Raw genomic sequence first — 14385 nt, 5'->3', positions numbered from 1 at the left:
CCGACCGCCACCGCGCGGTGGCGGGGTTTTCGGAGTCAGGCCTGGGCCTGCGGCGTCAGCTGGCTGCGCAGCATCTGCATCCGCAAGGCCATGTGCAGTTCGAGCGCGCGGCCGCCCGAGCGCCAGTCGCCCAGCAGTTCGTCGATGGTCTCCAGGCGCTGCCGCAGCGTGTTGACGTGGATCTTCAGCGAGTCGGCCGTCGGCTTCGCGTTCTGCGCATGCTCGAAGTAAGCCAGCAGCGTCGCGCAGAGATCCGACTTGCGACGGCGGTCCTGTTCCAGCAACGCGCCGGCATTGGCTTCGATGAACGAGGCCAGCTCGCCGGCCTGCCGCTGCTCGAACAGCAGGGCGTACATCGACAGCGATTCTTCCGTCACGAGTTCGTGCGTTCGACCGAGTGCGCGCAGCACGTCCACGCCCCGCTTGAGCGACCCGAAGTGCCGCGGCAGCATGTCGGCGCGCGGGATCACGGCCGACGTCACGCAGACCATGTCGATCCGTGCGTCGCCCAGCAAGGTGGACTCGATCGCCGCCTTCAAGGGCGCGAACAGGTCGGCCGCCGCGATCGCGACGATGAGGCCTTCGCATTCCTCCATCAGGACGCCGCGCGGCAGCGACGAGCGCACGCGGCGCAGCGTGTACTCGATGTGCCTGCCGTCCACGCTCATCACCAGCATCCGCAGCGGCGCATGGAGGTCGATGCCGTGCGGCTGCACCCGCGCCTGGAGCGCGGCCACGTTCTCCTGCTGCCAGCTGACCAGCGAGCGGATCGCCGCCGCCGCCTCGCTGCTCACGGCCAGCTCGCTGCGCTCCTGCGACAGCAGCACGACGCCGGCCACCAGCGCGCCGCGCTCGAAGATGCGGACCTGCGTCTCCGTCATGTCCCTGTCCTTCAGGATGACGATGGCGCCCAGCAGCCGGTCTGCGCCCATCAGCGCGGCCACCCGCAGGACCGGGCCGGCCTGGATCGCGGCGAGCCGTGACCCGCCGGCCAGCCGGCTCTCGCTCAGCGCCCTGTGCACCGCGTCCTGCACTTCGATCCGGCGAAGCAGCGGTGCCAGCCCCTCGTCCATGCGGTCCGGGCGGTCCATGCGGTCCGTGTGGAGCGCGGTGCCCGCGGCGGCCTGGACCCATTGCTCGGCCTCGTCCAGCAGCGCGACCTGGCCGTCGAGCATGGACGCGATCATGGCGAGGATGTCCCCCGCGGTGCAGCCCTGCGCCACGAGCTTGGTCATCCGCTCGTGTGCCTCGGCGGCGACCTCGATCTCCTTGGCCTGGCGGTGCAGCAGCTGATTCGCCTCGCTGGCACGCTGCAAGGCGACCTGGGCTTCCTGGAACAGGCGCGCGTTCTCGATCGCGATCGACGCCTGCGCAGCCAGCGTTGCCAGCATCGACACCTCCCACGGCGCATGCCGTCGCACCTGCCGGTCGCAGATGCACAGCACGCCGATGCAGTGGTTGCCGATCATCAGCGGCGCGCCCAGCAGCGACAGGACGCCTTCGTCCCTGATCGCCAGGTCGATGCCCTGTTCGTGGGTGAAGCCCTCGTCGTTCAGGTAGCTGGTGGAGTGGTAGGGCGTCTTGTGCTTGAGCACGTAGCCGCAGATGCCGTGGTCGGGCGGCACGCGCACATTCTTGAAGCGCTCCGAGATCGCACCATCCGTGGCGCGGATGTAGAAGTCGTTGCGCACCCGGTCGAAGTTGGTGAGGTAGCCGATGTCCGACGCGAAGATCTGCCGCGCGCGGCGGACGATGGCCTGCAGCACGAGTTCGAGGTCGCGGATCGCGGTCAGGTCCTGCGCGGTCTCGAGCACGACGAGCAGTCCCTTCTCGCGCCTCAACTGGTCGGCCTGCTGCTGGCGCACGGCGATGGCGGCGCGGATGTTGCCGAGCAGCAGCTCGCGGTGCGCGGGCTCGTGCATGCTGGCCTCGACCCGCGTCAGCATGCCGGTGAACTCCGCCAGGCCGGCATTGCGCTGGAGCATCTCCAGCAGTTCCGACTGCAGCGCGCTCGCGTACAGCGTCAAGGGGGTCGGTGTGTCTGCGGCGCTGGTGCTCCATGCGCGGATCACGTGCGTCTCGTCGGCTTGCATCTCTTGGTCTCCTGTCGTCGATCCGCCTACTGTGCCGAAGGCGAGGGCGCGTGTGCATCGAATCGCTCAGTGAAAACCCGAGTCCCGGTCCGGCGGACCCGGTGCCCTGTGCGATGTCTCCATAAAGAAGCCGCTTCGGTGGGCGCTGCGCACATTGGTTCGGCGTGCCGATACGCAGACCATTCACACATTCCCATAAACGATGCCCGGCGCATCTCAGGAGACAACGAAGTGAAACGACTCACCAGAATTCTGGCGATGGGCCTCGCCCTGCTCGCCGTCGCGGCAACGGCCGTCGCCCAGTCCGCCAAGCCCGCCGAACTCAAGCTCGGCATGAGCACCTTCATGACCGGTCCCGCGGCCGTGCTGGGCGCGCCGGCCAAGGCAGCGGCCGACATGTGGATCGAGGACTTCAACGCTGCCGGCGGCATCGACGGCGTGAAGCTCAAGCCGACATGGATCGACGAAGGCCAGGGCGCGGACAAGTTCCTGTCCGAATACCGCCGCCTGGCGCAGGAGCCGGGCGAGAAGCTGATGCTCTCGGCCATCTCCAGCGGCTATTGCAATGCACTCGCACCGGTGGCCGAAGACCTGAAGGTCGTCAACATCCTGTGGGAATGCTCCACCGAGAAGGTGCTCGAGGAACGCCGCTACAAGTACGTCTTCAGGACCGGGCCGAACGGCACCATGGAGATGGTGTCCGCCGTGCTGCACCTGCTGAAGGTCAAGCCGGACTTCAAGACGATCGCCGTCGTGAACCAGGACTACGCCTGGGGCCGCGACTCCTGGGAGATCTTCAGGAACACCCTGGCCGCGCTGCGTCCCGACGTGAAGGTCGTGGCGGAGATGTTCCCCAAGTTCGGCGCACCGGACTTCTCCACCGAAGTCACCCGCCTGCAGGCGCTCAGGCCCGACGTGGTTCTGTCGACCGCATGGGGCGGCGATCTCGACACCTTCCTGCGCCAGTCGTCCCAGCGCGGCCTGCTCAAGTCCTCGCAATTCATCCTGCCACTGGCCGATTCGTCGCTCGAGAGACTCGGCAATGCCGTGCCGCCCGGCGTGATCGTCGGGTTCGTGGGCGACGGCTATTTCGGCGATCCCGAATTCGCCAAGGACCCGGAGACGAGCGCGTTCGTGCAGAAGTTCAAGAAGCAGACGGGCGCCTATCCCAACTTCGCCGTCTATCACATGATCCAGGCGCTGAAGGCCGCCACCGGCGCCTACCGGCAGGCGATCGCGTCGAACAAGGGCCAATGGCCGACCACCGACCAGCTCGTCGCGACGCTGCAGAAGCTCGAATACCGCGGGCTCTCGCGTCCCATCAAGCTGCGCGAGGACGGTCAGGCGCTGCAGGGCCAGCTCTACGGCGTGACCCGGAACGACCCCGCACAGCCGTTCCCGATGGTCGGCCAGCTCACGTACTACCCCGCCGAACTGGTGGCCGCGCCCGTCGGCCAGAAGTCCGCCGACTGGGTGAAGACGCTGAAGCCGTCGCTCCTCGACAGCAAGCTGATCCAGCGCGTCGGCAACTGAGGACGGGTCGAAGGCCTGCAATCGATGAATCTGAACCTGATCCTGTTGGCGGCGGTGGACGGGCTGTCCTATGCGGGCCTGTTGTTCCTGATCTCCCTGGGCCTGACGCTGATCTGCGGCGTCTTCGGCGTCATCAACGTGGCGCACGGGAGTCTCTATGCCATCGGCGGGTACAGCGCGGCGAGCGTGGTGGCGTGGCTCATGCCGCACACGCAGTCGACGCTGGTCCTGGTCTTGTCGCTCTTCGTCACCTCGGTCATCGTGGGTGGCGCACTCGGCGCCGTGCTCGAGCGCTTTCTGCTGCGCCACTTCCAGGACCGGGATCCGATCCTGCAATTGCTCGTGACCTTCGCTGCGTTCATGGTGCTCGAAGACGTGCAGCGCATGGTCTGGGGCGCGACGCCGGTCAACGCCGGCGAGATCGCGACCCGGCTCGGCACGTCCGAGTTCCTCGGCGTCACCTTCATGAACTACCAGCTGATGCTGGTGCCCGCCATCGCATTGGTCGCCTATGTCTCGCTGCAGTTCCTGCTGCGGCATTCCGTTGCCGGCAAGCAGATCGTGGCCATCATCCACAACCGGGAGGTGGCGACCGCGCTGGGCATCAACGCGGCGCGCGTCGGCACCTTGACCTTCGCGCTGGCGGGAACGCTCGGCGCGCTGGGCGGCGCGCTGTCGGTGCCGATGACCTCGTTCGTGCCCGGGCTCGGCGCCGAGATGATCGTCACGTCCTTCGCCGTCATCGCCACGGCGGGCCTCGGCCAGATCACCGGCGCACTCGTCGCGGCGGTGCTGATCGGCCTCGCGCGATCGATCGCCGTCTACACCCTGCCCGAACTCGAAGTCGTCATGCCCTACCTGATGATGGTCGTCGTCCTGCTGGTGCGTCCGCACGGTCTCTTCACGGTCGCCACCGCGCGGAGGATCTGATGACGTTCACCCGACTCATCGCGGGCATCGCCTGCGTGGCTGCCGTCATCGTGGCGCTCGGCATCGCCTTGCCCTGGACGCGCGTGCCCGCCATCACCTTTCTCTGCTTCGGCATGGCCGCGCTGGGCCTGACCGTGCTGATGCGTGCAGGCCAGGTGTCGTTCGGCCATGCGATGTACGCCGCCATCGGCGGCTATGCCGCCGCGTTCGTCGCGCGCGGCTTTCCGGCCGCGGACGCGATCGTGATGCTTCTCGCGGGCACGCTGGCCAGCATCCTGGTGGGTGTGCTCGCAGCGGCGTTCCTGTCGCGCTATCGCGGCATCTTCTTCGGCATGCTGAACCTCGGCATCTCGATGGTCCTGTTCTCCCTGGTCGGCAAGCTCTACACCTGGACCGGCGGAACCGACGGCCTGCGCTTCGAGCGGCCTTCGGTGCTGGGCATGGTGCTGGAGCGCGGCCAGTTCGAACTGGCGATGCTGCTGATCACCCTGGCACTGGCCGTGCTCGTCATCTGCCTCGTGCAGCGCTACTTCGACTCGGCCGCAGGCCAGGTCATGGCCGCCATCAAGACCAACGAGACCCGCCTCGAATACATCGGCGTCTCGGCGCGCCTCGCGCTCGCCGAGGGCTACGTCCTGTCGGCCGGGCTGGTCGGCCTCGCGGGTGCGTTGCTCGCGCTGGTGCAGGGCCTGGTCACGCCCGAGAGCGGCTACTGGATCCGTTCCGGCGAGTACGTCTTCATCGCCATCCTCGGCGGTGCGGGGCATGCCGTGGGCGCGTTTCTCGGCGCGGCCGTCTTCGAGGTCATCAAGCTCGTGGCGGCCGCCTACTTCACGAATGCCTGGCAGATCCTGCTGGGGTCGACGCTGATCGCGGTGATCTTCTTCGCGCCCAACGGACTGATCGGCTGGCTCCGCCGCAAGGCGCCGCTGCGAAAGGGCGAGGCATGAGCGCCAACCTGAACGAGCCGCTGCTGCGCACCGAAGGCCTGATGCTGAAGTTCGGCGGCATCACGGTCGCCGACAACATCGACTTCGAACTGAAGCGCGGCGAGCGTCTCGCGGTGATCGGTGCCAACGGTGCGGGCAAGACCACCTTCATCAACATCTGCACGGGCTACATCAAGCCGACCAGCGGCAGGATCCATTTCAACGGCCGGGACATCACCTCGGTGGGCCCGCGGCAGATCGCACGCCTCGGCGTGGGGCGCTCCTTCCAGTTGCCCCAGCTGTTTCTCGAACACACGGTCCGGGAATGTCTGGAACTCGGGTCGGTCGGCCATGCGGGAAAGCTGTCGCGCTTCCTGCCGATGTCGCGCACCGCCAACCAGCGGGCCGTCGCCGAGATGCTCGAGCTGGTCGAGCTCACGCCCTTTGCGGGCGAGCCGGTCACCGTGCTGCCGGAAGGCCACCGCAAGCTGCTGGACGTGGCCATCGCGTTGATGCTGGAGCCTCGCCTCGTCATCATGGACGAGCCCACCAGCGGCGTCGCGGCCGAGGACAAGCACGGCGTCATGAAGACGCTCATGCGCGCACTGCAGGAGCGCGAGGTCACGAGCTGGTTCGTCGAGCACGACGTCGACATCGTGATGGCCTACGCCACGCGGGTGGCCGCCTGGATCGACGGACGCATCGCGGCCGACGGCACGCCCGAGGAGGTGTTCGCGAACACCGTGATCCGGCGCGAAGTACTGGGGATGAAATGACCTTCCGGCTCGAATCAGTCCACGTCGATCTCGCCGGCCATGCCGTTCTGCGCGACGTCAATGTCGCGTTCCCGGCGGGAAGGACCGTCGCCGTCGTCGGCCGCAACGGTGCCGGCAAGACGACGTTGCTGCGCACCCTCATGGGCCTCGTCAAGCCGCGGTCCGGCCGCGTGCTGCTGGACGCCGCCGACATCACGCACCAGCCGGCCCATCAGCGGGCCGCCGCGGGGTTCGGCTATGCGCCGGAAGACCGCGTGATCCTGCCGACGCTCACGGTGGCCGAGAACGTGGCGCTTCCGTGCGACGTGCTCGGCGTGTCGAAGGCGGAGATCGCCCGGCGCATGGCGTCCGTGCTCGCCGCCGTGCCCCAGCTCAAGCCGATGCTGCCGCGCTCGGGCGCCGCGCTGTCGGGCGGCCAGGGAAAGATCGTCGCGCTGGCACGGGCGCTGATGGTCGGCACCCGCTTCGTGCTGCTCGACGAGCCCTTCCAGGGCCTGGCGCCGGCGCTGGCGCGGCAGTACGGCGAGTCGTTGATTTCCCTGCGGACGACGCATCCCGATCTCTCGGTGATCGTCACCGAGTCGAACGCCGCCTTGCTCGATGGTGTGCAGAACGAAACGCTCTACATCGAGAGAGGCAGCGTGCTGTCCGTGGGACACGGACCGAATGAAACAAGCGGCGAATGCCGCACTGGAGAAAAGACAAGTGGACTCTGAGATGAAGAACCTGCCGTTGGGCGACGGGCCCTTGCGTGGCGTCGTGATCATCGACATCACCCGTGTGGTCGCCGGACCTTACTGCACCATGATGCTGGCCGACCTGGGCGCGACGGTCATCAAGGTGGAGAACCCGTCCGAACCCGACTACGTCCGCACGTTTCCGCCCTTCGTGGACGGTGAGACGGGCAAGGCCAGCGCCTTCTTCGCGCAATACAACCGCCACAAGCTCGGCGTCAGCATCGACCTCAAGACCGAGGCCGGCAAGTCGCTGCTGCGGGAGCTGGCCGGCAAGGCCGACCTCATCGTCGAGAACTTCAGGCCGGGCACGATGGACCGCATGGGTCTCGGGCACGAGGAATTGCTCAAGGTCAATCCACGGCTCGTGTACGTGTCGATCAGCGGGTTCGGGCAGTCCGGGCCGAACTCGCGCCGCCCGGCCTACGACAACAGCGCGCAGGCAACCGGCGGCCTGTGGTCCCTCAACGGCGAGAAGGGCGGCTCGCCGCTGCGCGTGGGCACCATCATCGGCGACCTGTCCGCATCGTTCTACGCGGCGATCGCCGCGCTGGCCGCGCTCATCCATGCGAAGAAGACCGGCCAGGGCCAACTGGTGGACGTGGCGCAGCAGGACTCGGTGATGACGCTCACCGAGCACGCGATCGTCAACTACACCGTGGCCGGGAAGATCGGCGAGCCGTTGGGCAACGACCATCCCTTCGTGCGGCCCTACGGCCAGTACGCGTGCAAGGACGGGTTCGTGTTCTTCGGCGCCTACACGGACAAGTTCTGGCGTGAAGCCTGCCGGATCTTCGGCGAGCCCGAGCTGGTGAACGACCCCGAGATCGACACCATGGAGAAACGCTTCGACGAGGCCACGTACGCGCGCCGCGTCGAGCCCATCGTGCGCCGCTGGTGCGCCGGTCATACCAAGGCGGAACTCGAGGCGATGGCGGGCGACGTGATTCCGATGACGCCCATCAAGACCATCGCGGACGTCGTCGCCGACCCCCATTTGAAAGCACGCGACATGGTCGTGCCGGTCGAGATCGACGGCACGAGCGTGCAGGCGTTCGGCACGCCGATGAAGCTGTCGAAGACGCCGGCCCGTGCGACCGGATCGGCGCCGGCTTTCGGCGAGCACAACGAGGTCGTCCTGAAGGATTGGCTGGGACTCAGCGCCGCCGACTACGCGCGGCATCTCTCGGACGGGGTGATCTGATGGGCATCGTCTACCAGGTCGAGGATGGCATCGCGACGGTCCGCATCGACCGGCCCGAGAAGCTGAACGCGCTCACGCTGGCGATGTACGACGAACTCGGCCGCGCCTTCGCGAGCGCGCAGGCCGACCCGGCCGTGCGCGTCGTGCTTCTCTGCGGCAGCGGCGAGCGGGCCTTCTGCGTGGGCGCCGATCTCACGGAATCGATTCCGGCATTGGCGGAAGGGCGCTTCGACATTTCCGAATGGGACGGCGCCCACATCAAGCAGAACGGCTTCTACAAGCCGGTGGTCGCCGCGGTGAACGGCCTGTGCATGGGCGGCGGCTTCGAGATCATGCTGGCCGCCGACATCCGGGTCGCCTCCGAGACGGCGGTGTTCGCCTTCCCCGAGGCGTCGATGGGTTTTGCGCCGGCGGGCGGCACGCTGGTGCGGCTCGCCCGCCAGATCCCCTATGCGTTCGCGATGGAATTGATGCTCACGGCCGAGCGCTTCCCGGCGAAGCGCCTGGCCGAAATGGGGCTGCTCAATCGGGTGGTTCCGCCGAGCGAACTCGATGCGGTGGCATTGGCCTATGCGCGCGGCATCGCGGCCAAAGGGGCTGTGGCGGTCGAGGTCATCAAGGAGGCCGCGCTGACGCTGGGGCATCTTCCTTTCGACGAGGCATTCCGCCAGGAAGCGCTTCTCGGCCAGCGCGCCTTCACCTCGGACGAAGCCAGGGAAGGTCTGCGGCGCTTCATGGCCAGAACCAAGTAGAGCCGGCTTGAAGCCGGCCTTCCTGCATCCCCACCCGACGACACCGAATCATCCAGAGAAATGAATCGAGCCGCACATGAAGACAAGTGACGCATCGAAGAACACCGAGGCGGCCGCGCCCGGGGCCGGGCCATCGTTCCTGAGGGCCGGCTGGTTCACCCAGGAGCGCATCGTCTTGCTGCTGGCGGCCATTCTCTTCCTCGGATTCAGCCTGTTCCTCACGGGATTCGCCTCCCGGGAGAATCTGCTCGCGCTGGTTCGCAGCGTGGCCGTGCTGGGCATCCTCGGACTCGCGATGGCGCTGGTCGTCATCGGCCGCGGCATCGATCTCTCGCTCGTGGCCATCATGGCCATCTCCGTGGCGTGGACCCTGGCGCTTGCCAACAGCGGCATGCCGATGGGCACCGCGCTGCTGGTGGGACTCGGCTTTGCGGTGATGCTGGGCGTGGTCAATGGCGTGCTGGTCGCGTATGTGGAGATACCGGCGCTGTTCTCCACCCTGGCGATGGGGACCTTCGTCTATGGACTCGGCCGGCTCAAGCTGATACCGCTCGACGTCGTCTATGTGCCCGAGAACGCCGCCTGGTTCACCCGCATGGGCCAGGGCGAGGTCGCGGGCGTTCCGCTGCCCGTCGTCTTCCTGCTGGCCGTGGCAGCCGCAGCGGCGCTGTTTCTTCGATTCACCCGCACCGGGCGATACATCTACACGATGGGCGACAACTACCTGGCGGCCCGGATGACGGGCATTCCGGTGCGCCCGATCGTCGTGCTGCAGTACGCCATCGCTTCGTGCATCGGCTTCGTCGCCGGAATCATCACCGCCGCATCGGTGGGAAGCATGAACACGCGCATCGTCAACTCAACAATGATCTACGACGTCATCCTGGTCGTCGTTCTCGGCGGCATCGGACTCAGTGGCGGCAAGGGCGGCGTGCGCAATGTGCTCGTGGGCACCGTGCTGATCGGCATCCTGCTCAACGGGATGACGATCCTCGACGTGCAGTACACGGTGCAGAACGTCATCAAGAGCGCCATTCTTCTCGGCGCATTGGTGTTCGACAGCCTGATCAATCCGCGTGACGAGCAGACCGCCCAGCAGGGAGATATCTAGTTCAGTGCAGCCAACCCGTGCGTCCACGCACATTCGAAGAAGGAGACAAACCATGACAAGCAGATTTCTCAGACTCGGCCTGACAGTGGCCATCGCGGCCGGCATCGTCTGCACCGCTCATGCGGACGATGCAGCGTTGAAGGGCAAGACGGTCGCGTTCGTTCCCACGTCGCTGGGCTACGACCTGACCGATGGCTGGAACGCCATGATCCGGCAGCAACTCGAGCCACTCGGCGTGAAGATCGTCGTCCGCGATCCGAACTGGAGTACCGACGCGGGCGCCCAGGCGATCACCTCGTTGATCAGCGAGAAGCCTGACGTGCTGCTGGTGCAGAACCCCGACATCCAGTCCTATGCACGGCTGCTGAAGCGCGCGGAAGACGCCGGTATCCGGGTCGTCCAGGTGAACATGCGCTCGTCCGCCAACACGAGTGCCTTCGTGGGCGCCGACTGGGTGGGCATCGGCGAGGCCATGGCCAATGCCGTCGTCCAGAAGTGCGGCACCGGCTCGGGCAAGTCCGGCAAGATCAGCATCGTCCAGGGCGTGCTGACCGCGGCGGCCAGCAGCTACCAGATGAAGGGCGTGCAGAACGTGCTGGCCAAGCACCCCGAGATCAAGGTCGTCTCCAACCAGGCCGCAGACTGGGACGCGTCCAAGGCGCGCGCCGTGACCGACACCGCACTCAAGCAGAACGCCGACCTGTGCGGCGTCATCGGCTTCTGGGACGGACAGGACACCGGCACGGCCGCGGCGATCCGCGAGGCCAAGAAGCAGGACCAGGTCTTTCTCACGACCAACGGCGGTGCCGCGAAAACCGGTTGCGCGAACATCGCCAACGGCAACTTCAGCGCCTACATGACCTATGACGTCAAGCAGCAGTCCGACGAGCTGGTGAAAGTCATCAAGACCTTGCTCACCACCAGCGGAAGGCCTGCGACGGACATCTCGCGGGTGACAACGGTCACCGTCATCACCAAGGCGAACCTGCGCGGCGACTCGTGCTGGAACCTCGACGACTACAAGAAGAAGTAAGCAAGCCAGTCAGTCCGTCAGTCGAACGGCCCGCCGACCACCGGGCCGTTCTCAGGAGAAGCCCGTCATGTCAATTTCCCATGCCGTCGCCCGATGGCGGTACAAGTACGTCCCGGACCATGTCGTCGGTGAGGTCCTGTCCAAGAACTGGATCGACAACGCCGTGCCATTCGTGGCATTGGTCATCGTCTTCCTGGTCTTCGGAGGCCTGATCCCGAACTTCTTCGGCGCTGCGAACCTGAGCGATTCGAGCAGGCAGCTCGGCGAGTTCTCGTTCGTGGTCTTCGCGATGATGATCGTGATGCTCGCCGGCGGCATCGATCTGAGCGTGGGCTCCAACTTCGCGCTGGGCAACCTCGTCGGCCTGCTGCTGATGAACGTCGTGGGCTGGCCGACCTTCGTGGTCGTCCCGGCCGTCATGCTGGTCTGCGCGGGCGTCGGGTTGATCAATGGCGTCCTGATCGGCTATCTGCGATTGCGGGCTTTCCTGACCACGCTCGTCATGCTGATCATCGTCCGCGCGGTCGTCGACATGCTGTTGCTTGCGCACGCCGTGGACATCTCCACCCATATTCCCGAATCGGCGGCCTGGGACTTCATCGGCATCGGATCGATTCTCGGCCTGCCGTTCAGCGTCTGCCTCGCGATCGCCTTCGCAGTGGGGGCGCACGTCTTCCTGAGCCGGACCCGGCCGGGCTGGCACATCATGGCCATCGGCGGCTCGCGCAAGTCGGCCTACAACGTCGGCATTCCCGTGCGTCGAACCATCTGCCTGACCTACGTCGGTTCCGGCGCGCTGTGCGGCGTGGCGGGCTTGATGTATGCCGCACGCCTGGGCAGCGCGGGCTCGGACACCGGGGTCGGGCTCGAGATCATGGCGCTGACCGCCGCGGTCGTCGGCGGGAACAGCCTGGGCGGTGGGCGCGGCTCGGTCGTGAAGGCGCTGATGGGCGCCGTGATCGTGCTGCTGATCACGAACGGCCTGGTCCGCATCGGCTTTCAGAGTGGCGCGGGCTCGCTGGCACTCGGACTGATCCTGCTCGCCGCGATCGGCATCGATGTCCGGTGGCTCAAGAACAAGCACAAGCTCCTCGCGAAGGTCTATGTGTCGCCGGCCTATCTGGCGCTGCCGGACTGTCCGGCCACCGATGAGAGCGCCACGTCGCCCTATGCGGTGAATGACAGGTTGAGGGAGGTCGAGCTGATCGGGCTGGGGCAGGTCGAGGGGCCCGAAGACGTGATCTTCGATGCGCAAGGCAATCTCTACACCGGCACTCGCCATGGCGACATCGTCAGGTTCTTCGGACCCGACCATCAACGGATGGAGGTGTTCGCGCACGTCGGCGGCCATCCGCTGGGGCTCGCCTTCGACCGCGCCGGTTCACTGCTGGTGTGCATTGCAGGGATGGGGCTGTACAGCATCTCGCCGGACCGGGAAGTGCGTCGGCTGACCGACGAGACCAACCGCACGACATGGTCCGTCATCGACGACTCCCGCCTCAAGCTGGCGGACGACCTCGACGTGGCGCCCGATGGCCGCGTGTTCTTCAGCGAGGCCACGGTCCGGTACGAGATGCACAACTGGGCCTACGACGCGCTCGAGAGCCGCGGCAACGGCCGCATCATCTGCTACGACCCGGCGTCGGGAAAGACGCGCACCGTCATCCGCAACCTGATCTTCCCGAACGGCGTCTGCATGGCGCACGACGGCGAGTCCTTCTTCTTCGCGGAGACATGGGCATGCCGCATCAACCGCTACTGGTTTGCGGGCCCCAAAGCCGGCAAGCTGGAACGCGTCATCGACGATCTGCCCGGATATCCCGACAACATCAACCGCGCCTCGGACGGCACGTTCTGGGTCGCACTGGTCGGCATGCGCACGCCGTCGATGGACCTGTCGCTGCGCATGCCGGGTTTCCGCAAGCGGATGGCCCGGCGCGTGTCACCGCAGGAACTGATCTTCCCCAACATCAACACCGGATGCGTCGTGAAGTTCAACGAGCGAGGCGACGTGCTGGAGTCGCTCTGGGACCTCGGCGGAGAGAACCATCCGATGATCACCTCGATGCGCGAGCACGAAGGCTATCTCTATCTCGGCGGGCTGCTCAACAACCGCATCGGCAGGCTGAAGCTGCCGGATGCCGATCCGCACTGGACTGGCCAGAAGAGCTATTGGGGCGCGCAATGAACGACATCCATGCGACAGGACTCATGACGTCCATTCTCGATCGCGTCCTCGGACGCGGCCGGCACGCGGTCACCGTGCCGCCCATGGATGGCGCGCTCCAGCCCAACAACATGCTCGACCGGGCGGCGCGCGTGGCACAGGCCGTGCGGCCGGACAACCTGGTGCGCTTCGGCGACCAACTTTTTTTCAGCAGCGGTCCGGACCTGTACGCGGTGGGCGTGAAAGGCGGGCCGGTCGCCAGCGAGGGCCGGCTCGATGGCGATGTCTGTGCCATGGCGTCCATGCCGGACGGTCGCGCGGTCGCGATCTCGGCCCATGGCCGCGTTCATTCCATCGGCCATCCGGGCGCCGTCCAGCCTGAAGCCGCCACGGCGCTCCAGTCCGTCCGTTGCCCCACTGCGATGGCCGCGGTCGATGACCGGACCCTGATCGTGACGGATGGTTCGAGCCGGCATCGTCCGGATCAATGGCGCGCCGACCTTCTGCGAAGCGAGTCGAGCGGCAGCGTGTGGCGACTCGACATCGGCACGGGCGAGGCGAAGAAGTTGGCGTCGGGTCTTGCCTATCCGGCCGGCGTCGCCCTCCATCGCGATGGCGCGCTCGTGGTGAGCGAGGCCTGGGCCCACCGCCTGGTCAAGATCGGCGCGAACGGAAACCGGACCGTGCTGCTGGACGACCTGCCGGGCTATCCATCGCGACTGTCGCCGGCGGCCGATGGCGGCTACTGGCTCTGTCTCTTCGCGCCGCGCAGCCAGTTGGTGGAGTTCGTCCTGCGCGAGCGGGAGTACCGGGAACGCATGATGGCCGAGATCGAGGAGCGCTACTGGGTCGCGCCGGCGCTCTCGTCGGGGCGCGACTTCCGGGAGCCGATGCAGGGCGGCGCCATCAAGTCGATGGGCATGCTCAAGCCCTGGGCACCGACGCGCTCCTATGGCCTGGTCTGCAAGCTCGATGCGGACTTCCAGCCGCAATGGAGCGCACACAGCCGAGCCGATGGACGCCGGCACGGGGTGACGAGTACGGTGGAGCTCGATGGTCGACTCTATGCCTGCAGCCAGGGTGGCGACGAGATCGTCGCATTGCCCGTTTGACCCGGAGATCG

At 66.6% G+C, this 14385-nt stretch carries 12 protein-coding genes; 11 read left to right on the top strand and 1 reads right to left on the bottom strand.

Going from position 1 to position 14385, the window contains the following annotated elements; genetic code table 11:
* Window positions 1–35 precede the first annotated feature (35 nt).
* Complete coding sequence (locus tag AC07PZ_RS02790) at window positions 36–2093, bottom strand: helix-turn-helix domain-containing protein (RefSeq protein ID WP_495293480.1); 2058 nt, start codon at window positions 2091–2093, stop codon at window positions 36–38.
* A gap of 231 nt (window positions 2094–2324) precedes the next feature.
* Here AC07PZ_RS02790 and AC07PZ_RS02785 point away from each other — a divergent pair, with 231 nt between their 5' ends.
* The 11 genes from AC07PZ_RS02785 to AC07PZ_RS02735 all read left to right on the top strand — a co-directional run bounded on the left by AC07PZ_RS02785 (window position 2325) and on the right by AC07PZ_RS02735 (window position 14374).
* Window positions 2325–3626, top strand: a complete 1302-nt coding sequence (locus AC07PZ_RS02785; RefSeq protein WP_495293479.1) for an ABC transporter substrate-binding protein — start codon at window positions 2325–2327, stop codon at window positions 3624–3626.
* Window positions 3627–3650: 24 nt separating this feature from the next.
* Window positions 3651–4556 carry a branched-chain amino acid ABC transporter permease gene (locus AC07PZ_RS02780; protein ID WP_495293478.1) on the top strand — a complete coding sequence of 302 codons (906 nt, stop codon included), beginning with the start codon at window positions 3651–3653 and terminating at the stop codon, window positions 4554–4556.
* Window positions 4556–5506: a branched-chain amino acid ABC transporter permease gene (locus tag AC07PZ_RS02775; RefSeq protein ID WP_495293477.1), complete on the top strand. Its 951-nt coding sequence runs from the start codon at window positions 4556–4558 to the stop codon at window positions 5504–5506. The genes AC07PZ_RS02780 and AC07PZ_RS02775 overlap by 1 nt, the downstream gene beginning before the upstream one ends.
* Window positions 5503–6261 (top strand): ABC transporter ATP-binding protein, encoded by a 759-nt coding sequence (locus AC07PZ_RS02770; RefSeq protein ID WP_495293476.1) that lies wholly within the window; start codon window positions 5503–5505, stop codon window positions 6259–6261. Before AC07PZ_RS02775 ends, AC07PZ_RS02770 begins: the two co-directional genes overlap by 4 nt.
* Window positions 6258–6977: an ATP-binding cassette domain-containing protein gene (locus AC07PZ_RS02765; RefSeq protein WP_495293475.1), complete on the top strand. Its 720-nt coding sequence runs from the start codon at window positions 6258–6260 to the stop codon at window positions 6975–6977. Before AC07PZ_RS02770 ends, AC07PZ_RS02765 begins: the two co-directional genes overlap by 4 nt.
* A complete protein-coding gene (locus AC07PZ_RS02760) occupies window positions 6967–8199 on the top strand; it encodes a CaiB/BaiF CoA transferase family protein (RefSeq protein ID WP_495293474.1) in 1233 nt (410 codons plus the stop codon). Before AC07PZ_RS02765 ends, AC07PZ_RS02760 begins: the two co-directional genes overlap by 11 nt.
* Complete coding sequence (locus AC07PZ_RS02755; protein ID WP_495293473.1) at window positions 8199–8951, top strand: enoyl-CoA hydratase/isomerase family protein; 753 nt, start codon at window positions 8199–8201, stop codon at window positions 8949–8951. The genes AC07PZ_RS02760 and AC07PZ_RS02755 overlap by 1 nt, the downstream gene beginning before the upstream one ends.
* A 76-nt stretch (window positions 8952–9027) precedes the next feature.
* A complete protein-coding gene (locus AC07PZ_RS02750; protein ID WP_495293472.1) occupies window positions 9028–10062 on the top strand; it encodes an ABC transporter permease in 1035 nt (344 codons plus the stop codon).
* 52 nt (window positions 10063–10114) lie between these two features.
* Window positions 10115–11095 (top strand): sugar ABC transporter substrate-binding protein, encoded by a 981-nt coding sequence (locus tag AC07PZ_RS02745; protein WP_495293471.1) that lies wholly within the window; start codon window positions 10115–10117, stop codon window positions 11093–11095.
* A gap of 67 nt (window positions 11096–11162) precedes the next feature.
* A complete protein-coding gene (locus AC07PZ_RS02740) occupies window positions 11163–13283 on the top strand; it encodes an ABC transporter permease (RefSeq protein WP_495293470.1) in 2121 nt (706 codons plus the stop codon).
* 23 nt (window positions 13284–13306) lie between these two features.
* Entirely contained in the window at window positions 13307–14374 is a 1068-nt protein-coding gene (locus AC07PZ_RS02735; RefSeq protein WP_495293469.1) for an SMP-30/gluconolactonase/LRE family protein, read from the top strand.
* Window positions 14375–14385 lie beyond the last annotated feature (11 nt).

The organism is Variovorax sp. GW821-FHT10B04, assembly GCF_059415645.1.
Note: the sequence above shows the minus strand (reverse complement) of the source record. Positions and strands in the feature narration are given on the sequence as shown.